The following is a 24,695-nucleotide window of genomic DNA, read 5'->3' as shown; positions in this document are numbered from 1 at the left end:
TTAGGTTGTACTTCATATGTATGCAGGTTGAACAGCAGAACTTGTCTCATTTTTATCTTTTTTTTCAAAATTGTTTACTTTTGCATTTTAAGCTAACATAATAAAAAGGAGATGATTTTAATGTATAAAATTTTGATTGCTGATCGAGATAACGTCGATGCAGAGGGATTAAAATGGTTAATTAAAACCGTATATCCTACTTGGCAAATTGAAATAAGATCATCTACAAATGCAGTATTTACAACCTTGGAAAAACAAAGTCCGGATCTCTTATTGTTGGAAATGGAAATGTTCGATTCAGTGGGATATAAGAAATTAAAACAGCTTGTGCCTATCTTAAACATAAAAATTTTAGCAATGACGATTGAACCTACTTTTGATCAAGCAAAGAAAGCCATTGAAATAGGAGTGAGTGATTTATTAGTAAAACCTGTGTCACCAGAGGATGTGCTTCGATCACTTCAGATTCTTTATCGTATGCATAGCAAAAGCCTGAACCATGCGCAAATAGCAGAAGACAATACTGAAGATAGAACCTTACTGCAAAAAAATCAAGCCCATCATGTAAAGGTCATAGGAATGAGAACTATTCATCCAAATGAAATATTTAAGTTATATACATATGTAATGGGTCATTCATGGGCAAATGTCAAAAAAGTATTTCTTTTACCTGAGATGATTTTGTGCCTTGTAGAGGAGAATGACCAAGATCTTTTAAGAAAATGCCATACCTTTATTCGTGGATGGGAAAAAGAATCAAATGAAGCGATTATTTTAGCCGAAGGAAATACAAATGATACAGGTCTACTGCAATCACAGTACGTTAAGATTAAGCAACGAATGGAGCTTTCTTTTTACACTGGTCTAAATAAGCTTATTCCATGGTCAGCAAACGAATGGGTGAGTATTGACCCTTTTTTAACACCAAAAGAGCAGGAGTTTTGGATTGATTATTTACGGCGAGGGGATATAAAATCAATCAAAACATGGCTATATGAGCAATTTTTAAGTCTAACTTCGCCTTACCCTGATCCAGCTATTATTAGAATTAGGTTATCGAGTATTTTGGCACAAATTAGACGATATATGATTTCAAGGCATTTAATTGATAAAGAAAAGGAAGAAAAATATCAAGCGTTATTCCAAACGATTCTATACTCACCACTTATTTATCGAGTAATAGAAGAAATGATCAAGCTGATAGCTAGTTTAATAGATACAGACATGCAAATAGACTCGAAGTCCGAGAAGTTAGCCAAGCAAATATATCATTATCTAGAAGAACATTATCATGAGAAAGAGATAAGCTTAGATATGATTGCTGCCAAATTTAATCGTAATACAAGCTATATTAGCTCCTTATTAACGAAGTATTATAAGCAATCCTTTAGAGAGATTGTTACGATGCGTCGTATAAAAAAGGCGACCCAGCAATTGACGGAAACAAATCTTCCTATTAAAATAATTGCGAAAGAATGTGGTTATCGTAATCAACAATATTTTAATAAAGTATTTAATCAAATCATGAAGTGCTCTCCAAGTACTTTTCGTGCAAACACCAGTCGTACGTACTAACAAAAATGAACATAAAGGTGAAGATGAAAATGAAAGTTTTATATTTAATTAGAGATCCCTTTATCGAGGAATATCCGACAATCATAGAAGAAGCGAAGCAGTTAAATGCAGAAGTGAAGTTCGTTCATAGTGATAGTGGACTTACAAAATCACAGTTATTAAAAGAAGTCGAAGATGTTGATATCATCGTCGTTGCTATTGTGAAAATTGATCAAGAAGTCATTGACCATGCCCCCAATTTAAAGTACATTATTAAATTCGGAGCAGGGTACGATAACATCGATGTGAACTATGCTGAGAAAAAAGGGATTGTTGTTACAAATGCACCAGGGGAAAATGCACATTCCGCAGCAGATCTTGGCTTTTCGTTATTATTGTCAATTTCAAGACAAATTGCGCAAAAAGATCATGAGATGAAAAATGGTAAATGGCAGCTCTCTATGGGGAACGAAGTTTACGGGAAAAAGTTGGGGATTATTGGTTTCGGTGCAATCGGACAAGCAATTGCTAAAAGAGCAAGTGGTTTTGATATGTCAGTCATTGCTTTCGGCCATTACCGAAACGAGGAAAAAGCGAAAGAGCTGAATGTTACCTTTACTGAACTTGACGATTTACTATCAACTGCCGACTACATTATTCTCTCTACGTCGTTATCTGAGAAAAATCGCCATCTAATAAATGAAAAAACGTTAGCAAAAATGAAGCCGAGTGCGTTTCTTATTAATATCTCACGCGGCGGATTAGTCAATGAAGTGGACCTGCTTGCAGCATTAAAAAATCATGTGATTAAAGGTGCTGCATTAGATGTTTTTGAAAAAGAGCCTTCTATTACGGAGTTGTCAAAACAAGCAAATGTGATAGCAACTCCTCATATAGGTGGGGCTACTTTTGAAGCAGTCCAAAGAATTAACCAGCTGACGCTAAAAAATATACAGCGATTTATTAATGACGAACAGCTAGAACATCTCGTCTCGAAATCATAAACAAAACTCAATCTGAACAATCATTCAATTTGCTCTTAAAACCTAGAATGATTGTTTGGATTTTTTTGTTTTGGCCGATTAATCAATCCATGGAAAGTCTCGTTATACATATTGTCGAGTCTGGCATGAAGAGAGCAGAATCAACATTAATTAAAAGAGGCAATTCTACCGTGAAAGAAACGGAATTGGTTCAGATCAAAAAAGAATTATATGGTTTATAAATAGAAGAATAATAAAAATAGAACGGCAGAATTAAAATGGTTTAGTTATATAATCTTTATATTTTTATATAAATCAAATAAATGAATAAATAACTATATAAATCAAAGTAACAAATCAAAAAAAAATATAAACAATCCAATATTAATAGACGATTTATTCTGAAAATTCTAAGTTAAAATAAACTTATGAATGAGTTGGAGGGATAATGATGGAAAAAGTGAAGAGAGAAATTATTAATTATACAGGTAGTGAACTTCATGCAAAAGGTTGGATTCAAGAGGCTGCTATTCGTATGTTAAGAAATAATTTAAATAAAGAAGTCGCAGAAAAGCCTGATGAATTAATTGTATATGGCGGGATTGGTAAAGCGGCTCGAAATTGGGAGAGCTACGATAGTTTGATGGAAACTCTTCACCAGCTTGAAAATGACGAAACATTGCTTGTGCAATCAGGGAAACCTGTTGCGGTTTTTAAAACACATGAAGATGCACCCAAAGTATTAATTGCCAATTCTAACATTGTTCCTGCATGGGCAAATTGGGATCACTTTCATGAACTAGACAAAAAAGGTTTAATAATGTACGGCCAAATGACTGCAGGTAGTTGGATATATATTGGCAGCCAAGGAATTGTGCAAGGAACGTATGAAACATTTTCAGAACTGGCAAAGCAACATTTTAATGGTTCTTTAAAGCAAACGATTACACTTACATCGGGCCTTGGGGGTATGGGAGGGGCGCAGCCATTAGCAGTGACAATGGCTGGGGGTGTTTGTATTGCAATAGATAAAGATGAGACGAGAATAGACCGAAGATTAGAAACAAAATATTTGGATAAAAAAGTTTACGATATGAAAGAAGCGATTGTGCTTGCACAGGAAGCAAAAGCAGAGGGAAAGTCACTGTCAATTGGCTTGCTTGGAAATGCAGCTGAAATCCTCCCTCAAATGTTGGACGACGGTTTCATCCCTGATATATTAACAGATCAAACATCCGCGCATGATCCGTTAAATGGTTATATTCCAATTGCTTATTCAATGGAAGAAGCAGCCAAGTTAAGAATTGAAAATCCACAAGATTATGTTCAAAAAGCTAAGAAGTCAATTGCCATTCATGTGGCTGCTATGCTTGAAATGCAGAATAAAGGTGCGATTACATTTGATTACGGTAACAATATTCGTCAAGTCGCGCATGATGAAGGTGTGGAAGATGCTTTTGCCTTTCCAGGATTCGTCCCTGCTTATATTCGTCCACAATTTTGTGAGGGGAAAGGCCCTTTTAGATGGGTAGCACTTTCGGGAGATCCAGAGGATATTTATAAAACAGATGAAGTCATCTTAAGAGAGTTTGCAGATAATAAGCATTTATGTAACTGGATTAAAATGGCTAGAGAAAAAATTCAATTTCAAGGGTTACCTTCAAGAATTTGTTGGTTAGGTTATGGCGAAAGAGCAAGGTTTGGAAAAATAATTAATGATATGGTTGCATCTGGTGAATTAAAAGCACCAATCGTAATTGGGCGAGATCATCTTGACTCAGGCTCTGTTGCCTCACCTAATAGGGAAACAGAGGCCATGAAGGACGGCAGTGATGCAGTAGCAGATTGGCCAATTTTGAATGCTTTAATTAATAGTGTTGGTGGTGCTAGTTGGGTGTCAGTACATCATGGCGGTGGAGTAGGTATGGGCTATTCCTTACACGCTGGCATGGTGATAGTTGCTGATGGAACGGAACAAGCAGAGAAGAGATTACAGCGAGTGCTAACAACAGATCCTGGTATGGGTGTAGTTCGGCATGCTGATGCTGGTTATGATCTTGCGAAACAAACGGCCATAGATAAAGGCATTCATATACCAATGTTGAAGAGGGGTACCGAAAAATAATCGATAGAGGAGAGGTGAGGTAATGAGCTCAACTTATTTGTTTATAAAGCATGCGAATGAACTACTTACATTAAAGGGACATTCACAACAACCAGCAGTTAAAGCAGCAATGAATCAATTACACGTCATTAATGATGGGGCGATACTAATGAAAGATGAACAAATAGTCGCCATCGGTGAAACAGATGAATTGCTCAGCCAATTTCATCAGGAAATAAATTTAGCAGAGATAATTGATGCGAGTGGTAAAGTGGTCATGCCTGGATTAGTGGACCCACATACACATTTAGTTTATGCAGGGAGCCGTGAAGAAGAATTTAATATGAGGTTAAATGGTGCCACCTATATGGAAATCATGAACAACGGAGGTGGCATTCATGCCACCACAACTAAAACGAGAGCAGCGACAATAGATGAATTAAAGGAGGAGAGTATAAAACGGTTAGATCGCTTTTTAATACACGGTGTAACAACGATTGAAGCAAAAAGTGGCTACGGCCTTGATTGGGAAACTGAGTATAAGCAATTGTTTGTAGCTAAAGAACTCAATCATCTTCATGCAATCGATATTGTCAGCACCTTTATGGGCGCACATGCCATACCTGTAGAATACAAGGAGCGTCCAGATGTTTTTATTGATCTAATCATCGATGAGATGCTCCCGCTTGTGGTAGAGGAAGAGTTAGCTGTTTTTAATGATGTATTTTGTGAACGAGGAGTGTTTACGCCTGAACAATCGAAGAGGTTACTGTTAGCTGGTAAAAATCTTGGATTAATACCAAAAATTCATGCAGATGAAATTGAACCGTATGGTGGAGCAGAATTAGCAGCAGCAGTAGGTGCCATATCAGCTGACCATTTATTGAAAGCATCAGATGAAGGGATTAAAAAAATGGCGGAAGCAGGTGTCATTGCTGTTCTTCTTCCTGGTACAGCCTTTTTCTTAATGGAAGCAGCAGCAAATGGTCGTAAAATGATTGATGAAGGAGTAGCAGTTGCTTTGTCTACAGATTGTAATCCTGGTTCCTCACCAACAGCTTCATTACCTTTTATGATGAATCTCGCTTGTATGCATATGGGCTTAACGCCTGCTGAAGCGATTTACGCGGCAACAATCAATGCTGCCCATGCGATTGGGAAGGGCCATGAGATTGGCAGTCTGGAAGAAGGGAAAAAGGCAGATGTTCTTATACTTGATGTACCTAATTATATGCAAACGCAATATTTATATGGAATGAACCATACGCATTCGGTAATTAAAGCTGGAAGAATAGTTATTGACAATGGTGCCCTAGTAACAAACAAGCTTAAAAGTCACTAATAGTAAGGGAGAGATTGGTATGTGCCAGTCTCTTTTTATAAAAAATAACATTTAAAGGAAGATAGGATGTGAGGAAATATGGAAACTGAACTGAGTAATCCAAAAACCAAATCTCAAATGAAAAACGCCAATAGTCATGTATGGAAGTTTTTCATATACAGTATGATTGGTATATTTATGTTTTTTATTCCGATAACATTGAACGGGCAATCTTCCATCATGATCGATCATATTGTGAGTGGGTTGCGCCACCTTCTAGGTAATGTTGTTCCTTATTATTTGCTATTGATTATCATGATAGGAGGCCTATATCCTTTTATAAAAGGTAATTGGAAAGAAACGATTGTGACAACAGTATTTTCCTTCTTAAAACTTTTGGGTGTAGTTATTGCATTTATGGTTTATTTTAACTTGGGTCCCGCATTCATATTTGACCCAAATATGGGTCCTTTTTTATTTAATAGTCTTGTTACGCCTGTCGGTTTATTAGTTCCAATTGGTTCTGTCTTCTTAGCTTTATTAGTAGGCTATGGTCTGCTTGAATTTATCGGAGTGATAATGAAACCGGTTATGAGACCGATTTTCCAAACACCTGGACGGTCTGCGATTGATGCCGTTGCCTCTTTTGTCGGTAGTTATTCTGTCGGTATTTTAATTACTAATCGTATCTTTAAAGAAGGTAAGTACTCAATGAAAGAAGCAGCAATTATAGTGACTGGGTTTTCCACTGTTTCTGTTACTTTTATGATTGTCGTGGCTAAAGCGTTAGACTTAATGTCTATGTGGGCGATTTATTTTTGGACATCCTTCATAATTACATTTGTAGTAACAGCAATTACGGTAAGAATTTGGCCAATTAGAAACTTGTCAAATGAGTATTATCAAGGTGTGAGGAGAGAGAAAGATGCATATGATAAACCTCTGCTAAAAACTGCGTGGAAAGAAGCCATGAAAGCTGCTGCTTCAGCACCATCAATATTTGAAAATGTGAAACAAAATTTAAAAGATGGTGTATTAATGACGATGTCCATTCTGCCTTCAATTATGTCTATTGGGCTTATTGGCTTGGTATTAGTCGAATACACGCCAGTTTTTGATTGGCTTGCATATTTATTTTATCCATTTACAGCTATATTAGGATTACCAGAAGCAATGCTAACAGCAAAAGCGACATCGGTTGGGATTGTTGAAATGTTCTTACCTTCTATGGTAGTGACAGAAGCCGCTTTGATGACAAAATTTATTATTGGTGTTGTATCTGTTAGCGGCATTATTTTCTTTTCGGCTTTAGTTCCTTGCATTTTATCAACTGATATTCCTATTACCATTAGGCAAATGGTGATTATTTGGTTTGAACGAACAGTGCTTGCTCTTATTCTTGTCACACCTATTGCATACCTTCTGTTTTAATTTAATGCCCTGCGGTTTCATGCAGGGTTCTTTTCATATATAATAGTACTAACTCTTTTGGGAGAGCATACATATTGAAATATTCTAGAACAGCGGGTGAAGTAATGTATAAATTATATTCTCATAACGACTTAGATGGTGTTGGTTGTGGTATTATAATCAAGCTAGCATTAGGAGAAGAAGGGCAAGTTTATTATAATTCTGTCGGAGGCTTAGACTATAAAGTCGAGAAGTTTTTTTCTGAAAAGGACCATAAAGATACCAAGCTTTACATAACAGACTTATCGATCAATGAAGATAACACGAAAAGAGTAGATGATTTTGTCAATCAGGGTGGTCATGCACAACTAATTGATCATCATAAAACGGCCCTACACTTTAATGAATATGAATGGGCTACAGTAACAGTACAATATGATGATGGTAGACAAACTTGTGCTACGTCATTATTATATGAGTATTTTGTTGAGCAAAAAAAACTATCTCCAAAAAGGTCCATTGAACAATTCATTGAATTGGTTCGACAATATGATACTTGGGAATGGGACGAAAATAATAATGTAAAAGCGAAGCAGTTGAATGATTTATTTTATATGTTTTCTATAGAAGAATTTGAAGAAATGATACTGCAAAGATTAAAAACCGCAGATGATTTTGAATTTGATGAGCTTGAAGCGAAATTATTATCAATGGAAGAAGCTAAAATTGAACGCTATATTAAGCGTAAAAAAAGAGAACTTATCCAAGCGTCGATTGATAAGCATATTGTTGGTGTTGTTCATGCGGAATCTTATCATTCCGAACTCGGCAATGAGCTGGGAAAAGAATACCCTCATTTAGATTATATTGCAATTCTTAATACGGGTGGTCGCAAAGTCAGCTTCAGAACGATTCACAATCACATTGATGTTTCGGCTGTTGCAGGCACGTACGGTGGGGGTGGTCATGCGAAAGCATCAGGCTGTACGATGAATGAAGAGGCGTTTAGAAAATTTGTTGTAGAATTATTCACAGAAGAATCATTAAAAATTGATGCACCTAAAAATAAATTCAACCAAAAAGAAAATAGCCATGGTACGATTTATGAAGGACGCTCTGGTGACATTTATCGTATCTACCAAAAACAAGAGCAGTGGAAAATAGAAAAGAATCATCAAGAAAATGCGACAGTATTTAAAGATTTCCAATCGGCAGTGAATGCAATTAAGATAGCTGATTTTGCTTGGTTAGCGAAAGATGATGTATACGATAATTATATGAAAAAGAATAAGTAAGTCATAGCTCCTCGAAAGATAGCAAACCTTTCGAGGAGTTTTTTATTATGATTAATCATTGAATGAAAAAACCTAACGATAAAATTTTTTTGAAAAATTTGGGGTAAAGCATCGCTTTTGAATGCTTGGTTATAATCTTCCAAATTTATGGTGGGGTGCCAATATCTTGTGTATAATGAGCGAGAGGGGGGAAGAGAGAATGTTGTACTTATTTATAATTTTATTTATCATCATGATTCTCGTATTTGCCAAATTCTTAAAACCGACTGTAAAACCTTTAAAGGAATTGCCAATCCCGAATAATCTTGGTTTAGTTCAGCCGATAGCACATTCTTTAGTTCATCAAGTAGAGAATTCATTTACTGAAAGTGATAAAAGGCAGTTAAGAAATCGTGTGCTAAAAGAACATCCAAAATGGAAAGATCATGAATTTGATTGGCTTTTCATGGAATTGAAAAGATATTTCTTTTTATGTAGCTTGTTTAAAACAGTACCCATGTATAGTAGCAAAGTAGATGCATTATGGCATGAAATGATTTTGTTTACACAAAAATATGCTGAGTTTTGCCAGCAATTATTTGGTCAATATTTACACCATACCCCTAACATTGGTGGCAATCAATCTGCACATAATGAAAGAGCATTTTTTGACTTTTTGTATTTAAGTTATTTCCAACCATCTGAGAATAGTGTGAAAATATGGGGATCTTTTATGAGAAAACCTTTGCACCCGCAAATTATAGCTGATTTTAAAGCTTTAAGTGAAAAAGAATTGTTAATGACTTATTTTCGGACTCATTCTAAATGGAAGAATATCCAATTGGAATTAATTCAATCGATAAAAGAAAATATTAAATTAGCAACTGATTTTCATGAAAATCAAGATAAGAGTTTGCAATCAAAGTCCGTATTTCCCCACCAAAGTATTCTTTTTATAAGCATTTATTTTTCAATGTATGATTATGACAATTTTGAGGAAGCGGTAAGTAGTTATTTACCTGAAGAGATAGCTAAGAATAGCTTTACTTCTTCTTCATGTAGTGGTTTTGCCTGTGCTAGTGATGCATCGTCACCTTCCAATGATAGTTCTTGTTCTAGTGGTGATTCAGGTGGGAGTTGCGGTGGAGGCTGCGGCAGTAGTTAAAATCATATAATTAGTAAATTAGGGCATCTAAATAAAGGATGCTCTTTTTTATGACAAAAAATTAGGTGCGTAATAAGTTTAGTTCTGATCACTAGTATTAGTTAAGTTATTACAAAATACGACAATGTTCTTTCAATTATGTAACAATTTGTTATCATCTTTAATTAAGTCTAATTTTTTTGGTACAATTCAATAGGGTAAAAAGCACTAGAAATGGAAGTGGATGAATGAAGAAAAAATGGATGATCATCTTCCTATTCCTCATGTTATTAGGTACACAAGCATATGCAAAGGATGATGAACCAGAAATTGTCAGTGAAACGGCAATCGTTATGGAAACAGAAACGGGCGCTATATTGTATGAAAAAAATGCAAACACAAAAATGTATCCAGCAAGTTTAACTAAAATTGCAACCGCTATTTTCGCAATTGAAAACGGAAACTTAAATGATGTGGTTACCATTTCTAAAGAAGCAGTAGATGTTGATGGGACAAAAGTATACTTAGAAGAGGGCGAGCAGGTAACTTTAAAAAAGCTCGTTCAAGGAATGCTCATTAACTCAGGTAATGATGCGGCAAAGGCAATTGCCATTCATTTGGAAGGTAATGAAGAGAATTTTTCGAAAAAATTGAATGCTTACATGCGAAATAAAATAAAAGTGACCGAGACTCATTTTACGAACCCCCACGGATTATTTTCCGAAAACCATTATACAACGGCAAAGGATATGGCAATCATCACAAATTATGCTATGAAAAACGAGACCTTCGCTGAAGTTTTCGGTACTGTAGAATTAAAATGGGATGGTGAATCTTGGGATACGACACTCATTAGCCATCATCAACTCCTAACTGGACAAAGACCGTACGAATGGATTACTGGTGGGAAGACTGGATTTGTCAGTGAATCTAAACAAACACTCGCATCTACTGCAGATAATGGGAAATTGGCATTAACAGCGATTGTTATGAAAGCAGATTTTAAACGTGATATTTATAAAGACACCAAAACCATCTTTGATTACAGTTTCTCTCATTATGAAAATAAAGAACTTGTCCCTGAACAAGAATATTTTGTTGGTGAAAAAGTGTTTCAACCGACAGAAAATAGCTACAAGGTATCTTTACCGATTGAAGGATTTACAGAACACTTAAATAATCAAGGTGTATTAGAAATCGTGGATAATAATGACAAAGTGATACAAGAAATAACTTTGGAAAGAGAACAGCCTAAACAAGAGGTAGCGAACCATCATACGATGAATGAAGCTAGTGATGATACTGAGAAGGAAAATCCGACTCTTATTATTTATATTGCTATAGGCTCGGTTGCCATCATTTTGATAGTGGTTTTCTTATTTATACGAAAAATGAGGAAACGTAACCGATATGATATCCATAATAGAAGATGGTAGGAAGGAAGCGCAGTAACTTTACTGTGCTTTTTTGCTTTTATATAGAAGTGAGTAAATGTGAGAATATAACTTTAAAAAGAAAGAATTATGTTACTATTATCAATAGAAAAGATTGTTTGGGACTAACAAATGGCGGTGAAAACATGATAGTAGTAAGTGCATGTCTGGCAGGAATGAATGTAAGATATAATGGATCTAATAGTTTAGACGAAAGAATCCAGAAACTTTTATTAGAGAATCAAGCGATGACTGTTTGTCCGGAATTACTCGGAGGTTTTACGACGCCAAGAGAGCCAGCTGAAATCGTGGGCGGAGATGGTGAAGATGTATTAGACGGAAAAGCAAAAGTGATCGAAAAGTCAGGTAAGGATGTTACAAAACAATATATCAACGGTGCATATGCTACATTAAAAAAAGCTCAAGAGTTGGGAGCAGATACAATTATCCTTAAGGAAAATAGTCCATCATGTGGTAGTTCAGTTATTTACAATGGAGAATTCAAAGGGGAACAAATAGTTGGTAATGGTGTCACAACAGCCTTATTAAGAAAAAATGGTTTTAAAGTCATTTCGGAAAATAACTTTAATGAATATTCAATACTTGAAATTAACTAAGGATATATTTATGTATTTTTACGTAGGTGTTTGTTATAGATACAACTTTGAGTGTCCTCAGGTATTCGCGACTTTACATATCCATTTAAAGAAGCTGGTAGCCGTATATGGCTACCAGCTTTCTTACAATTATGCCTGATACATTTTGGCGATTTGCTTTTGTAGCTCATCGTTTTCAAGGTATTCATCATAAGTTACTTGTTTGTCTACGATACCGTTTGGTGTGATTTCAATAATTCGGTTAGCAATCGTTTGGATAAATTGATGGTCATGTGATGCAAAAATCATCGAACCTTTAAAGGCAATTAAACCATTATTTAAAGCGGTAATGGATTCTAAGTCTAAATGGTTAGTAGGTTCGTCAAGTAAAAGTACGTTTGAACCACTTAGCATCATTTTTGATAGCATACAGCGAACTTTTTCTCCACCTGAAAGCACGCTTGCTTTCTTCAATACTTCTTCACCTGAGAAGAGCATACGACCTAAAAAGCCACGAAGGAAGCTTTCACTTTCATCTTCAGGAGAATATTGACGGAGCCATTCGACTAAATTCAGCTCACTATTTTCAAAGAAATTTGAGTTATCCTTTGGAAAGTAAGCTTGAGAAGTTGTTACCCCCCATTTAAATGAACCTTCATCTGGATCCATTTCACCCATCAGAATTTTGAATAAAGTTGTTTTAGCAAGTTCATTTGTACCCACAAGGGCAATTTTATCGTCTTTATTCATAATAAAGCTTATATTATCAAGCACTTTCACACCGTCAATTGTTTTTGATAGTCCATCTACTCTTAATAAGTCGTTACCAATTTCACGGTCAGGTGAAAACCCTACATACGGATAACGTCTTGAGGACGGTCTAATGTCATCTAAAGAAATTTTATCAAGTAATTTTTTTCTAGATGTTGCTTGCTTAGATTTTGACGCGTTCGCACTAAAACGAGCAATAAAGTTTTGTAGTTCTTTAATTTTTTCTTCTTTTTTCTTATTTGCATCCTGTGCCATTCTTTGTGCTAATTGACTTGATTCATACCAGAAATCATAGTTACCGACATAAATTTGAATTTTACCGAAATCTAAGTCAGCAATATGAGTACAGACTTTATTTAGGAAATGACGGTCATGAGATACAACGATGACTGTGTTTTCGAAGTTAATTAAAAACTCCTCTAGCCATGCAATTGCTTTAATATCCAAGTGGTTCGTCGGTTCATCTAGTAATAAAACATCAGGCTTTCCAAACAATGCTTGAGCAAGCAATACTTTTACTTTGTCTCCACCTGATAAATCAGCCATTTTCTTCATATGCAATTCTTCTGGAATGCCGAGACCTTTAAGTAAAATAGCCGCTTCGGATTCTGCTTCCCAACCATTTAACTCAGCAAACTCACCTTCTAATTCAGCAGCTCTCATACCATCTTCATCTGAGAAATCTGCTTTCATGTAAATAGCATCCTTCTCTTGCATTACTTCATAAAGGCGTGCATGACCCATAATAACCACTTTTAATACTTCATATTCTTCATATTCAAAATGGTCTTGCTTTAAGACTGCAAGCCGTTCCCCTGGTCCTAAGCTAACATTCCCGGACTGTGATTCAATTTCGCCAGATAAAATTTTTAAAAAGGTGGATTTACCCGCACCATTTGCGCCGATTAAACCATAGCAATTGCCAGGTGTAAACTTAATATTAACATCTTCGAATAATTTGCGATCGCCATAGCGGAGACCTACGTTTGTAACAGTTAGCATTAATTATATTCCTCCATGCATCATAATCGATAAAATTATAACATTAACTCAAGTCACAGTGTTAATCTAGATCATATTTATTTGAAAAACATGAAAAAATAGAGGGATTTTACCCCTTTAAAGCGAATATAAATACATATGGTTTGAAATGAAATTGTTGAGGTTTTGTCATAATTCTAAAAGGGTAAGTAATGATAAAATAGACAATGCGATGCGTTGGACAATACATACAAGCAAGTTTTCACTTTATCCAACAAAATCATAATCCTTTTATACTTTTTTCACAAAAAAGTTATAAAAGAAGGAAAAAAATAAAGGATTGTTCATAGTTTTTTCATAATTATCCTTTAATATATAAAGTATAAAGGCAGGAAAAAAGGAGTTTTATAAATGGAGAAAACACAGTTCGTAGATTTAGTGAACCGTTTAAAAAAAGCTGGTATTAAAGTGAGCCTTACAAAACCAAGATCATTATTAACCATTCAGCCATGTAAAGCAATGCCATCTGCTTCTAACTAAGCATGGTAACTACATAGGATTATTTTAGAGAGGTGAATTTTTCACCTCTCTATTTTTTTAACATTCAATAAGTATATTCAATATCTTTTAATAGAGGATTGTTGTTTGAAAGGAACATCTACACATATAAGGGGTTTTATTTTTGATTTGTATCCTGACTTATTAACAAGAGAAGTTCAAAGAAGACATGATTATGCGATTGTATAGAACATGCTACAGAAAACAGGATTTACTGATATACAGACTTTCAAGCTTTGGGAAACAAGAAACACATATACCCTAAAAGAAACATTGCTTGAGGATATCAAAGCAAGGAGCGGCAGAAGTATTCTTCATGAATTAGATGATGTACAATTAGAAAGATTAGTTGAGTATATAGATAAACAGTTAGGTGATAAGAAGATTGTGGAGAGTGATCGTTGGACCATGTGGCTAGCTAAAAAATAAAAAAGTTATTTTATTTTTCTATTGACCTTAACGCAACGTCAACATTTAGTGTAGTGATTAGGAGGTGAAGTGATGTTATATTCAATCAAACAGATGGCTCAAATGTCGGGTGTAAGTACGCGAACATTAAGATATTACGATGAAATAAATTTATTAAAACCAGCAAATGTCAACGAGGCAGGTTATCGCTTCTATTCAACAAGAGAAATCGATAGGCTGCAACAAATTTTATTCTATCGAGAATTAAATTTTAAGCTATCAGATATTCAAAAGATTTTGTCATCATCTGAGGATTCTTCTATTCAAAGTATATTACACACGCATTATGAGGCATTAGTAGAAAAAAGACATCATATTGACAGCCTAATAAAAGCAGTTGAAGATACAATTGCTTATCATAAAGGAGAGATAGAAATGAGTAACGAAGAAAAATTTGCCGCATTCAAAAAGAAGAGAATAGAGGAAAACGAAAACAAGTTCGGAGAGGAAATTCGAGAAAAATATGGAGAGGAAGCAGTAGAAGAGGCAAATCAATCATGGATGGGAATGTCAGAGGAAAGCTATAAAGAGATGCAAGAGATTGAGAGTGAATTGATTGAAAGACTAAAACAATTCAATCAACAAAAAAATCAACAAAAAGAAGATGCGAAGCAAATCGTGATGTTACACAAAAAATGGTTACAATATACATGGTCGACTTATTCTTCTGAGGCACATAAAGGTTTGGCAGACATGTATATCGCTGATGAGAGATTTACACAATATTACGATGAAAAAGCAGGTGTTGGGGCTGCTCGACTTTTAAGAGACAGTATTTTAGCATATGCTTAAAAAAAGAGTAGCCATTTTTTGGCTACTCTTTTTTTATTCTATATTATTTCATTGAAATCCAGACACTTTTCACTTCAGTATAATTATCAAGAGCATAGGAACCCATTTCACGACCGATTCCAGACTGTTTGTAGCCACCAAATGGTGAAGCAGCATCAAAAGCATTATAACAGTTAACCCAAACAGTGCCTGCTCGAAGTTTATTTGCAATATAATGAGCATTTGCTACATCACGTGTCCATACTCCCGCAGCCAAACCATATTCTGAGCGATTAGCCCGATCAATAAGTTCATCCAAATCTTCATATGGCATTGCGGAAATAACTGGACCGAATATCTCTTCCTTAGCAATCGTCATGTCATCTTGCACATTTGCAAAGATTGTTGGTGAAACAAAATAGCCATCATCCTGTGGTTTCGTTCCTCCTACGACAAGCTCTGCACCTTCACTTACACCTTTTTCAATATAACCAAGGACTCGTTTTTGTTGTTCAGTTGACACCAGTGGTCCAATTTCTGTGTCAGCATGTATACCTGCTCCTTGTTTGATATTCTTAGCATGGCTTGCCATATCAGCCACTACATTATCAAATTGTTTCTTCTGAATGAACACACGAGAACCGGCACAGCACACTTGACCTTGGTTAAACATGACACCATTTAGTGCCCCTGGAATCGCTTTTGAAAGGTCAGCATCAGGTAAGATAATATTAGGTGATTTACCGCCAAGCTCTAGCGTTACTCTTTTTAATGTTTTAGAAGCACTTGACATAATCGATTTACCGACTTCAGTAGAGCCAGTAAAAGCAATTTTGTCGACCAATGGATGATCCACTAATGGACTACCTGCCGTTTCACCAAATCCAGGAACAATATTAATGACACCTTTAGGGAATCCAGCTTCCTCGACTAGTTCTGCTAAATAGAGAGCAGATAGAGGAGTTTGTTCAGCTGGCTTTAATACAACCGTACAACCGCTAGCTAGTGCTGCACCAATTTTCCACATAGCCATTAACAATGGGAAGTTCCATGGGATGATTTGTCCTACTACTCCCACAGGTTCATGTCTTGTATAATTAAAGAATGGACCACTTACCGGTATCGTCTGTCCTACGATTTTTGTTGACCAGCCAGCATAATAACGCATATGCTCTACAGCTAGTGGGATATCGGCATTTGTTGTTTCTCTAATAGGCTTTCCGTTATCTAAGGTTTCTAATTGTGCTAATTCTTCACTATTCTCTTCCATTAAGTCGGCAAGTTTATAGAGAAGTCGACTGCGTTGTGCAGCAGAGATCTTTGACCATTTACCATTATCAAATGCCTCGCGAGCTGCTTTGACCGCTAAATCAATGTCTTCCTTGTCAGCTTCATAAACATGGGCGAGTACTTCACCTGTCGCTGGGTTATATGATTCGAATGTTTTGCCTGATTTGCTTTCGACAAACTCCCCATTAATATACAGCTTTTTCTTTCCACTTAAAAATTTCTCCACCTTTTCTTTCACACTTACAGTTAACTGACTCATCGAATTCCTCCTTAAAAATAGTGTCTATGTACTCTCATGGCTGGAATTGTTAAGCATAGAAACCGTTTACATGAATATAGTACCATTTTTTAAAATTATAAATCAACTAAGAAGATTTATAATTTTCTGTCTATATTCGACATAACATTTAATGAATATAAGAAAGAAGCTATTTATCGGACAGCACTAATGTAAAGGTTTAACATCGGAATTGATATCTATATGTATGCGTGGATTAACAGGTATTATATTCATCCTAGAGCCGTGTGAAAATACATTTGTATTCCAACAAGAAGTGACTTTTTCAACATACTCATGAGCATATAGGAAAAGGTCTTTAATTCTATTTTTAGATTTTATGTCGAATTTTTTTATTTATTTCTTGTACTTTTAATTAAAATGCGACAAAATTTTATCATTTATTTAATCTCAGTTTTTTCAAAGATCAATAAATGTGCCGTTCCACTTTTGTTCCAAATTTCATAAATTAATTAGAAAGTTAATTTAAATTAAATTCACTTGTATTCTCTATAAAAAGGAAGGTGACAACCTATGCCAGAATTCTTTGATGGAATAATATCTCAAAATGCTTCCTATGCCAATTCTATAAACATTCCAACTTCATCTGCTTACCAAATTTGGGGACAAGTTGGCCTTAATGTTAGTGAAGCAATCCCCACTTCAAACATTCGTGTTCAATTTGACGGTATTATTACTTTAAAATTAAGTCCCACAGCCAGTACTTATACAAATTTTGTAGAATTAAAAATTGTTCGAGGGACTAATCCTAATGCTAATACTATTTTTACAGGTATCAAGACTATTGTTCTTAATGGTTCTGAGGACGGTCCTCAAGAGTACGCATTTTCCGCTTCAGATTACAATGTCCCCAAAGGTTCTGGGTTTTTAATATATACTGCCTATGTTCGTAATATTACTGGTGCAGTTAATTCAGATGTAACACGTGTTGGCCCAGAGAGTTTTAATGCGACAGCTAGTGGAATTACAGGTTTGAGTGGAGTTACAGGAGCCACGGGGGCGACCGGAGTAACCGGTGCCACGGGATCCACAGGAGTTGCAGGTAATACAGGGGCGACCGGAGCAATAGGATTAACCGGAGCGACCGGAACAACAGGAACGACGGGAGTAACCGGTTCCACGGGATCCACAGGAATCGCAGGTAACACAGGAATAACCGGATTAACTGGTCCAACAGGATCGACTGGAGTGACAGGATTAACCGGTGCTACGGGAGTCACCGGAATAACAGGTGCCACAGGGTTAACAGGAACAACAGGAATAACTGGAGCCACCGGATTGACCGGGGTCACAGGTAATACAGGTCCAACAGGATTAACTGGAACAGCAGGAGTAACTGGAGCTACAGGAATCGCAGGAGCTACGGGAATAACAGGAGCAACAGGAATCACAGGAGAAACCGGAATAACAGGAGCTACCGGGACGACCGGAGTAATCGGTCCAACAGGAGCAACGGGAACGACTGGAATAACCGGGGTCACAGGAACGGCTGGAGTAACAGGAGCCACCGGAATAACAGGAATAACCGGAGCACCAGGAACAACAGGAATCACAGGAGCCACCGGAGTAACGGGAGCCACCGGAATAACAGGAGTAACAGGAGTAACAGGAACGACTGGATTAACAGGAACAACAGGAATCACAGGAACAACAGGAATCACAGGAACAACAGGAACAACCGGAGCAACCGGAGTAACAGGAACGACCGGATTAACTGGAACAACGGGAGCCACAGGAACGGCTGGAGTAACAGGAGCCACCGGAATAACAGGAATAACCGGAGCAACAGGAATCACAGGAGCAACCGGAGTAACAGGAGTAACAGGATCGACTGGATTAACAGGAACAACCGGAATAACAGGAGCAACAGGAATCGCAGGAGCCACCGGAATAACAGGAGCAACCGGAGTCACAGGAACAACAGGAATAACAGGAACAACAGGAATAACAGGAACAACAGGAATCACAGGAGCAACCGGAGTAACAGGATCGACCGGATTAACTGGAACAACGGGAGCAACAGGAACAACAGGAATCACAGGAGCCACCGGAATAACAGGAGCAACAGGAATAACGGGCGCAACCGGGACGACCGGAGTAACCGGTCCAACAGGAGCAACGGGAATAACAGGGTCCACCGGAATAACTGGCATAACAGGAACAACAGGAGCCACAGGAACGGCTGGATTAACCGGTCCAACAGGAATAACAGGAGCCACAGGAGTGACAGGAGTCACAAGTGCAACCGGTCCAACAGGAGCGACCGGAGTAACGGGAGCCACAGGAACTGGATCTCAATTATTTTTTACAGAAGTAGCAGGGCCAATTGCGCTAATAACTACTGGAACTGAAACGACAGTGGCTACATTAAATGTACCAACTACAGTTGCTCAAAACATTAAAATTGACTATGCGGTATCAGTTGATGTTATTTCAACGGCCAATGCTAATTTTACCTTCCAAATAAGGCTATATCTTAATGGGACTTTACTTGATACGCGTTCCGTTCAAAGAAGTGTTAGTTCGGCAGGTACATCAAGATTTCCTGTTGCATCAACCAATGTAAATACTGCTACTACCACTGGAACTGCAACATATGAACTTAGAATAGCTTATACAGTAGCAACAAATGTAACCTCTTCAAGTGCTTTAAATATCGACATTAACGCAATACGCTTTCCGTAACAAAAGTAGATCAATAAAAGTTAAAAGCTATCCTTCAAATGAGGATGTCAACATGGGACTTACGGATAAATATAAGATAATAGAGGTTTGTTATAATGACGTTACAACTTCTTAATATAAATCCTATGGTAAAAAGAATAGGAAGAAATAAGGTTATCCATATTTTTTACGATACTGTGTTTAATTATATGGGTTCAGGATACGAAACTGTCTTAAAATTGATCGATAAATAAAACGCGAAGCAGCCGTAATGGCTGCTTTATTATTTTTTAATACTTCTGTTTTTAATTTTTTTGAATTTTGTTATGCTACATTGTCAAATTTCCGCAACTTCAGGTTGGAACCATTTACTTTCAACTTGCAAAAAAGTATTCAATAAAGAATAATCTTCTGTATTATATTTTTGGAATTTTCCTCCGAGTTTATCTTTTTATTTCTTCCAGCCTTCAACCTACCTGTGTTCATGTTAATATTCATCAACCAGTCAAATTCTGCAAAAGTCTAAGGAAAATGAAATAGAAGTTTTTTGTCATAGGCTTATCTTTTTTTAGCTAAGAAGGTATTCATATTAATCATGTGAACAGTTATTCCACTGCTATTTAAATCGATGACCATTGATTCCAAGTGTGATGGCTTCTATCTATGCAATCATGTTGGACAATAGTACATAAATGCTTGAGAAGTGTATGAAACAGTGAAATTTGAACACAATAGTATTACATGAAGGGAGGATAACAGATTTGAAAGAGTATGAGGATATGCCTTTAAGTGAATCCAAAAATCTTTATGAGAATCTATCCTTGCTAAATGGTGATTTAGAAAATTTAGATGAAAATTGGGATGTTGTTGAAGGTGTTGACATCGCGATTCCAAGAAAAAAATCACAGAATTAAGTTAAAGAAGCTGCTTACTGGCAGCTTCTTTAGTTACGCTCATTTTTTGAATTTAAATATTTTGCAGCTAATAATGCTTTCACTTCATTATAAGATAAACCAGACTGTTGATTCAGTCGTTTCACTTCATTAATATCAGTTCCTGCTACTGTATATCGTTTTTCTTTTGATGACATTTATATTCACCTCTTTTATAGTTTACGTTACTTACGAAAAAATACACAGAATTAAATTCATTAATCCAAGCAAAGTTGTCCATACTAATAGTAGAAGATAAAATTTAGAGGGGGATCACGATGTTTTTTAATAAAAAAGCACAAGAAGAAAAACCTGAAGTAGTGATTTTAAGTACGGATGTATATGCTTGTCTAGATAATACATGTAATGGCTGGATGAGAAAGGATTTTGTATCTGTAGATTTGAAATGCCCTTTATGTGGTAGTGACACAACTTTAGAAGTAAGAGATCTCCCAGAAATCTTAATGTAATTTGACTCCAGTTAAAAATAAAGCAATTAGCATAGTATTTTTGTGATAATCGCTTTATTTTTAGCAAGATTAATACAAAAAACCGTGTAGTCTACAGCGACTACACGGTTTTTGTCGTTCTATTCACCTTTTTTTGAAAGACAACGATCACATTCCATTAAGTAGGATTCCGCTTGTTCCTCCATTATTTGACCGCACTCTGGGCATACCTTCTTAGGTAAAGTTTGAAAAAATTCTACTGGACTCATCATTTTCTTCCATCTCCTTTTATATAACAATTATTTTATTATTCCTTCTGTTATGATACAGTATACACGATTAAAATAAAAATGTGTACCTATTTTTTGAATTTTTTAATAAAAAGGAAGAAAAATTTTCATTTTAAGGAAGAAGAATTACTATTAATACATTTATTAAGCAACAACCCTCATTTTGTTAAACTTCTGTTATATAAGTCATTAGATTATTATTGTCCTGTTCTTTTCCTGTAACGAACTTTTGTTATGATTATCACCGTTAGCTAATACAAGCTATACAGGAGGTTATGCGAAATGAAAAAATCAGTATTATCATTTTTAGCTGTAGCAACTATTGCAGGAGGAGCTGCAGCAAGCGTGCAAGCCGAGGAAGTAACTGTCAAAAAAGGAGATACAATATGGAGCATCTCACAAAAATACAATACGACAGTTGAACAGGTTAAAGAGTGGAATAACTTATCTTCAAATACAATTTATATTGAAGATGTGTTAAACGTATATGAGGAAGAAAAATATAAAGTAAATAAAGGCGACACGCTTTGGGGCATTGCAAAAGAGCTTGATGTGAAGGTTGATTCAATAAAAAACTGGAACAATTTAAGTTCAGAAGTGATACACCCTGGCCAAGAGCTTGTTGTATATCCCGGTGCACCGAGTAGTATCGTAAAAGAAAGCCCGGTACATACTCCGGTAGAAAATACCGAATCTACACCAACTAAAGAAGAAAAACCAGTGGTGAATGAAGATACGAACAAAGAACAGGCAAAAGAAGAACCTGCAGAGACAGTAGATGCACCTAAGGAAGAGAAAAATACAAACAATACCCCTTCAGAAGAAGGAGCAAAAGAAATTACAATGGAAGCAACTGCATATACAGCATCTTGTGAGGGGTGTTCTGGTGTAACAGCAACTGGGATTAACTTAAAAGAGAATCCAGATGCGAAGGTCATTTCAGTTGATCCAAATGTTATTCCACTTGGCACAAAAGTATATGTAGAAGGTTATGGTGAAGCAATCGCAGGAGATACTGGCGGTGCAATTAAAGGAAATAAAATTGATATCTTTATTCCAAATAAAGAGGATGCCATTAATTATGGTAGACAATCAGTAAAAGTAACAATCTTAGATTAATTGTTAAATAGAAAATGGTTAAACTAGTATGATAGTTAGCTGACAAGTCCGAACACATTTTAAACCTATAAAGGTTTATGTGTTCGGATTTTTTTGCTCTATGGGTATTTCTTAGACTGAAAGAAAGAGTTGTGATCACTGCTATTTCGTATTCAAGTTTCATTATATTTTTTTCTTTGAACGTTGCACAACCCCTTTTTACTCAACCATCTTGCGCAATGTACGAACTAAACTTATTTTGCCTTGTTATTTTTTGCTATGATTTTAGGAGTATATATCCTTATTCTTTACTAAAAAATTATTATAGACTCAGGTTCTGTTTATTGGACTGTGCCAAACCTGCCTTAAGGTCCAACATAAACAATATGCAAGTTGAATGCACTTGTCATTATTAAAAAGGAAAATGAGAAAAAGAAAGGTAATAATCATTATAGTGATTTAACATATCAGTGGAGGAAAAAACAACACTCATTTCAATAGATTCGTTAAATTACTAATAAAACGAAGAAATCTATATTATGTAATTTCTGAAATTACGGATGATGAGTGCAACGGGGAAATAAATGCGCGATGAGGCAATTAAAATAAACCAAAATCATCGCGCAAGGAATAATATAAACCGGACTTATTTATTTTTGCTTTTCTCCTCATGATGAACAAAAAAACTTTTTACTGGAGAAATGAGTGACTTAAAGTTTTCTGTAAGGTAAGCTGTTCTTTCAAAAATAATCGATTTTAAATGATCGATTTGTCTTGATAATTTCTCATTAAGTGCATCTTGAGATTCGAGTTTTTCCATAACAGATTGATGATAGATATCTTGTGTTTCTATTTTGTCTTTAATAGTAGCTTGATCATCGGTAATGACTGTTAATTCCTCTAGGATTTTTTCAGTCGGTTTCTCAAGGTTATCTAATTTTCGTGAAAGTTCTAAGATAGCTGTTTCCTGAATAGATGATTGTGCTAATAGAGTTTCATATGAAGACTGACTAGTTCTTAGTTGAATTAGTAATTCTTCGTTTTTATTTTCAATTTGTTGAAGATAACCATTCATTTCGAGTTGGTTTTGCTCTTGAGCTTGGTAGGCTGATTGAAGAGCAGTCCAGTCCTCATTGTATTGCTGTATATTTTTTTCGTGGCGTATACTCTCATCTTTAGCAAAGCTCATTAAATCTTCATACGTCTCCTCTAACTGATGTTGTAAATCGCGATGCTGTTTTGATACTTTATGATTAAGCTGTGATTGTTCTTCTAAAAGGTCAGATAGATAATTTTTTCTATATACATCTTGATTACTAGTGTTTTTTTCCTTAAGAAACAATGATGGTGTTACTTGCTCATGTTTAGACAGAATATAAACCTCCCTTCAGATCTGTTTTTATAGCATATGAGTGTCGTTGTTAAACTGTGGCAATAATAGGCACTCACCTATTAAATGAAAAATTTTTGAAACCATTTATCAGGCGTTTACGTATGTACTATAGACAGGATGCGAAAGAAAATGAGAGTCAGAAATGAAAGAACTCCATTTTCCATAAGCATAAGAAACCATGCTAATTGAATAGGTTTTTTTCACTTGCTTTTTTAAGAAGAAAAGCGAGGGTATATCAGTTTACGTTTTTCTAATAAACGTTTAAACTGAATGTATACATATTTACAATTTTCAATGAAAAGGGAGAGATGAAAAGTGGCAATTTCATTATCAAAAGGACAAAAAATTGATTTAACCAAAACAAATCCAGGGCTATCTCAAGTCGTTATCGGTCTTGGTTGGGATACAAATAAGTATGATGGCGGCCAAGATTTTGACTTAGATACTAGTGTGTTTTTATTAGATGAATCTGGAAAATGTTCTTCGGATAAAGACTTTATTTTCTACAATCAATTAGAAGGTGGAAATGGATCAGTTGTACATGCAGGAGATAATCGCACGGGTGTGGGTGATGGCGATGACGAAAGTGTAAAAGTTGACTTATCCAATGTACCTGCTTCTATTGCAAAAATCTCGTTTGTAATTACGATTCATGATGCAGAGGGAAGAGGGCAAAATTTCGGACAAGTATCTAATTCTTATGTTCGTATCTTAAATGAAGAAAACAATGAAGAATTGATTCGTTATGATTTGGGAGAAGACTTCTCTATTGAAACAGCTGTAATTGTTGGGGAATTATACCGTCATAATGGCGAATGGAAATTCTCTGCAATTGGATCAGGCTATCAAGGTGGTTTGGCAAGAATTGCAACTGATTACGGCTTACAAGTAGGATAATCTTAACGCGATAAGA

General features: G+C 35.8%; 22 protein-coding genes. 17 read left to right on the top strand and 5 right to left on the bottom strand.

The window, feature by feature from the left end:
* The first annotated feature begins 120 nt into the window (after positions 1-120).
* The 9 genes from MKX83_RS13015 (at position 121) to MKX83_RS12975 (ending at position 11,840) form a co-directional block, all read left to right on the top strand.
* Positions 121-1,575, top strand: coding sequence for a helix-turn-helix domain-containing protein (locus tag MKX83_RS13015; RefSeq protein ID WP_341055744.1), 1,455 nt, complete (start codon positions 121-123; stop codon positions 1,573-1,575).
* Positions 1,576-1,604: 29 nt separating this feature from the next.
* The gene (locus MKX83_RS13010) at positions 1,605-2,558 is read left to right on the top strand and encodes a phosphoglycerate dehydrogenase (protein WP_095373149.1); all 954 of its coding nucleotides are present in this window, start codon (positions 1,605-1,607) and stop codon (positions 2,556-2,558) included.
* Positions 2,559-2,985: 427 nt separating this feature from the next.
* Positions 2,986-4,662 (top strand): urocanate hydratase, encoded by a 1,677-nt coding sequence (gene hutU, locus MKX83_RS13005; RefSeq protein WP_322909427.1) that lies wholly within the window; start codon positions 2,986-2,988, stop codon positions 4,660-4,662.
* Positions 4,663-4,684: 22 nt separating this feature from the next.
* Positions 4,685-5,983 carry an imidazolonepropionase gene (hutI, locus tag MKX83_RS13000; RefSeq protein WP_095373151.1) on the top strand — a complete coding sequence of 433 codons (1,299 nt, stop codon included), beginning with the start codon at positions 4,685-4,687 and terminating at the stop codon, positions 5,981-5,983.
* 78 nt (positions 5,984-6,061) lie between these two features.
* Positions 6,062-7,393, top strand: a complete 1,332-nt coding sequence (locus MKX83_RS12995; protein WP_341055742.1) for a YjiH family protein — start codon at positions 6,062-6,064, stop codon at positions 7,391-7,393.
* A 74-nt stretch (positions 7,394-7,467) separates the two neighbouring features.
* The gene (locus MKX83_RS12990) at positions 7,468-8,667 is read left to right on the top strand and encodes a DHH family phosphoesterase (RefSeq protein WP_307313672.1); all 1,200 of its coding nucleotides are present in this window, start codon (positions 7,468-7,470) and stop codon (positions 8,665-8,667) included.
* A 199-nt stretch (positions 8,668-8,866) separates the two neighbouring features.
* Positions 8,867-9,811 carry a glycine-rich domain-containing protein gene (locus tag MKX83_RS12985; RefSeq protein WP_341055741.1) on the top strand — a complete coding sequence of 315 codons (945 nt, stop codon included), beginning with the start codon at positions 8,867-8,869 and terminating at the stop codon, positions 9,809-9,811.
* A 227-nt stretch (positions 9,812-10,038) separates the two neighbouring features.
* Positions 10,039-11,226 carry a D-alanyl-D-alanine carboxypeptidase family protein gene (locus MKX83_RS12980; protein ID WP_341055740.1) on the top strand — a complete coding sequence of 396 codons (1,188 nt, stop codon included), beginning with the start codon at positions 10,039-10,041 and terminating at the stop codon, positions 11,224-11,226.
* Between the two features lie 143 nt (positions 11,227-11,369).
* A complete protein-coding gene (locus tag MKX83_RS12975; protein ID WP_095373682.1) occupies positions 11,370-11,840 on the top strand; it encodes a DUF523 domain-containing protein in 471 nt (156 codons plus the stop codon).
* Between the two features lie 129 nt (positions 11,841-11,969).
* Here MKX83_RS12975 and MKX83_RS12970 read toward each other — a convergent pair whose 3' ends face one another.
* Positions 11,970-13,592: an ABC-F family ATP-binding cassette domain-containing protein gene (locus MKX83_RS12970; RefSeq protein ID WP_095373155.1), complete on the bottom strand. Its 1,623-nt coding sequence runs from the start codon at positions 13,590-13,592 to the stop codon at positions 11,970-11,972.
* 390 nt (positions 13,593-13,982) lie between these two features.
* Between MKX83_RS12970 and MKX83_RS12965 the strand changes: the two genes are divergently transcribed.
* From MKX83_RS12965 to MKX83_RS12955, 3 genes are all read left to right on the top strand, one after another.
* Positions 13,983-14,111, top strand: coding sequence for a hypothetical protein (locus MKX83_RS12965; protein ID WP_341055739.1), 129 nt, complete (start codon positions 13,983-13,985; stop codon positions 14,109-14,111).
* A 210-nt stretch (positions 14,112-14,321) separates the two neighbouring features.
* Positions 14,322-14,558: a hypothetical protein gene (locus tag MKX83_RS12960; protein WP_095373156.1), complete on the top strand. Its 237-nt coding sequence runs from the start codon at positions 14,322-14,324 to the stop codon at positions 14,556-14,558.
* A 72-nt stretch (positions 14,559-14,630) separates the two neighbouring features.
* Positions 14,631-15,389, top strand: coding sequence for a MerR family transcriptional regulator (locus MKX83_RS12955; RefSeq protein WP_095373157.1), 759 nt, complete (start codon positions 14,631-14,633; stop codon positions 15,387-15,389).
* Positions 15,390-15,432: 43 nt separating this feature from the next.
* On the opposite strand, the gene MKX83_RS12950 is transcribed toward MKX83_RS12955, so the two are convergent.
* Positions 15,433-16,917 (bottom strand): aldehyde dehydrogenase family protein, encoded by a 1,485-nt coding sequence (locus MKX83_RS12950; protein ID WP_224936585.1) that lies wholly within the window; start codon positions 16,915-16,917, stop codon positions 15,433-15,435.
* Between the two features lie 552 nt (positions 16,918-17,469).
* On the opposite strand from MKX83_RS12950, the gene MKX83_RS12945 reads away from it, so the two are divergent.
* Both MKX83_RS12945 and MKX83_RS12940 read left to right on the top strand, forming a co-directional pair.
* Complete coding sequence (locus tag MKX83_RS12945; protein WP_341055738.1) at positions 17,470-19,641, top strand: collagen-like triple helix repeat-containing protein; 2,172 nt, start codon at positions 17,470-17,472, stop codon at positions 19,639-19,641.
* Between the two features lie 740 nt (positions 19,642-20,381).
* Positions 20,382-20,534, top strand: a complete 153-nt coding sequence (locus MKX83_RS12940; protein ID WP_341055737.1) for a hypothetical protein — start codon at positions 20,382-20,384, stop codon at positions 20,532-20,534.
* Between the two features lie 29 nt (positions 20,535-20,563).
* Here the strand turns inward: MKX83_RS12940 and MKX83_RS12935 are convergent, their stop codons facing one another.
* A complete protein-coding gene (locus MKX83_RS12935) occupies positions 20,564-20,710 on the bottom strand; it encodes a hypothetical protein (RefSeq protein WP_095373160.1) in 147 nt (48 codons plus the stop codon).
* Positions 20,711-20,830: 120 nt separating this feature from the next.
* Here MKX83_RS12935 and MKX83_RS12930 point away from each other — a divergent pair, with 120 nt between their 5' ends.
* The gene (locus MKX83_RS12930) at positions 20,831-21,022 is read left to right on the top strand and encodes a cold-inducible protein YdjO-related protein (RefSeq protein WP_095373161.1); all 192 of its coding nucleotides are present in this window, start codon (positions 20,831-20,833) and stop codon (positions 21,020-21,022) included.
* Positions 21,023-21,141: 119 nt separating this feature from the next.
* On the opposite strand, the gene yhfH is transcribed toward MKX83_RS12930, so the two are convergent.
* Positions 21,142-21,273, bottom strand: a complete 132-nt coding sequence (gene yhfH, locus MKX83_RS12925; RefSeq protein ID WP_224936580.1) for a protein YhfH — start codon at positions 21,271-21,273, stop codon at positions 21,142-21,144.
* Between the two features lie 300 nt (positions 21,274-21,573).
* Here yhfH and MKX83_RS12920 point away from each other — a divergent pair, with 300 nt between their 5' ends.
* Positions 21,574-22,410, top strand: coding sequence for a LysM peptidoglycan-binding and 3D domain-containing protein (locus MKX83_RS12920; RefSeq protein WP_322909414.1), 837 nt, complete (start codon positions 21,574-21,576; stop codon positions 22,408-22,410).
* Positions 22,411-23,035: 625 nt separating this feature from the next.
* Here MKX83_RS12920 and MKX83_RS12915 read toward each other — a convergent pair.
* Positions 23,036-23,731, bottom strand: a complete 696-nt coding sequence (locus MKX83_RS12915) for a hypothetical protein (RefSeq protein WP_341055735.1) — start codon at positions 23,729-23,731, stop codon at positions 23,036-23,038.
* Positions 23,732-24,097: 366 nt separating this feature from the next.
* Here MKX83_RS12915 and MKX83_RS12910 point away from each other — a divergent pair, with 366 nt between their 5' ends.
* Positions 24,098-24,679, top strand: coding sequence for a TerD family protein (locus MKX83_RS12910; protein ID WP_095373165.1), 582 nt, complete (start codon positions 24,098-24,100; stop codon positions 24,677-24,679).
* Positions 24,680-24,695 lie beyond the last annotated feature (16 nt).

It is taken from the genome of Cytobacillus sp. FSL M8-0252 (genome assembly GCF_038007345.1).
Classification (GTDB): Bacteria; Bacillota; Bacilli; order Bacillales; family Cytobacillaceae; genus Cytobacillus; species Cytobacillus kochii.
This window is presented reverse-complemented; position numbering and strand designations above follow the sequence as displayed.

What these genes read in the sequence shown, in the direction of transcription:
- MKX83_RS13015 (WP_341055744.1), top strand. Translation starts at nt 121, where the DNA reads ATGTATAAAATTTTGATTGCTGATCGAGATAACGTCGATGCAGAGGGA.
- MKX83_RS13010 (WP_095373149.1), top strand. Translation starts at nt 1,605, where the DNA reads ATGAAAGTTTTATATTTAATTAGAGATCCCTTTATCGAGGAATATCCG.
- hutU (WP_322909427.1), top strand. Translation starts at nt 2,986, where the DNA reads ATGATGGAAAAAGTGAAGAGAGAAATTATTAATTATACAGGTAGTGAA.
- hutI (WP_095373151.1), top strand. Translation starts at nt 4,685, where the DNA reads ATGAGCTCAACTTATTTGTTTATAAAGCATGCGAATGAACTACTTACA.
- MKX83_RS12995 (WP_341055742.1), top strand. Translation starts at nt 6,062, where the DNA reads ATGGAAACTGAACTGAGTAATCCAAAAACCAAATCTCAAATGAAAAAC.
- MKX83_RS12985 (WP_341055741.1), top strand. Translation starts at nt 8,867, where the DNA reads ATGTTGTACTTATTTATAATTTTATTTATCATCATGATTCTCGTATTT.
- MKX83_RS12980 (WP_341055740.1), top strand. Translation starts at nt 10,039, where the DNA reads ATGAAGAAAAAATGGATGATCATCTTCCTATTCCTCATGTTATTAGGT.
- MKX83_RS12975 (WP_095373682.1), top strand. Translation starts at nt 11,370, where the DNA reads ATGATAGTAGTAAGTGCATGTCTGGCAGGAATGAATGTAAGATATAAT.
- MKX83_RS12970 (WP_095373155.1), bottom strand. Translation starts at nt 13,592, where the DNA reads ATGCTAACTGTTACAAACGTAGGTCTCCGCTATGGCGATCGCAAATTA.
- MKX83_RS12965 (WP_341055739.1), top strand. Translation starts at nt 13,983, where the DNA reads ATGGAGAAAACACAGTTCGTAGATTTAGTGAACCGTTTAAAAAAAGCT.
- MKX83_RS12960 (WP_095373156.1), top strand. Translation starts at nt 14,322, where the DNA reads ATGCTACAGAAAACAGGATTTACTGATATACAGACTTTCAAGCTTTGG.
- MKX83_RS12955 (WP_095373157.1), top strand. Translation starts at nt 14,631, where the DNA reads ATGTTATATTCAATCAAACAGATGGCTCAAATGTCGGGTGTAAGTACG.
- MKX83_RS12950 (WP_224936585.1), bottom strand. Translation starts at nt 16,917, where the DNA reads ATGAGTCAGTTAACTGTAAGTGTGAAAGAAAAGGTGGAGAAATTTTTA.
- MKX83_RS12945 (WP_341055738.1), top strand. Translation starts at nt 17,470, where the DNA reads ATGCCAGAATTCTTTGATGGAATAATATCTCAAAATGCTTCCTATGCC.
- MKX83_RS12935 (WP_095373160.1), bottom strand. Translation starts at nt 20,710, where the DNA reads ATGTCATCAAAAGAAAAACGATATACAGTAGCAGGAACTGATATTAAT.
- MKX83_RS12930 (WP_095373161.1), top strand. Translation starts at nt 20,831, where the DNA reads ATGTTTTTTAATAAAAAAGCACAAGAAGAAAAACCTGAAGTAGTGATT.
- yhfH (WP_224936580.1), bottom strand. Translation starts at nt 21,273, where the DNA reads ATGATGAGTCCAGTAGAATTTTTTCAAACTTTACCTAAGAAGGTATGC.
- MKX83_RS12920 (WP_322909414.1), top strand. Translation starts at nt 21,574, where the DNA reads ATGAAAAAATCAGTATTATCATTTTTAGCTGTAGCAACTATTGCAGGA.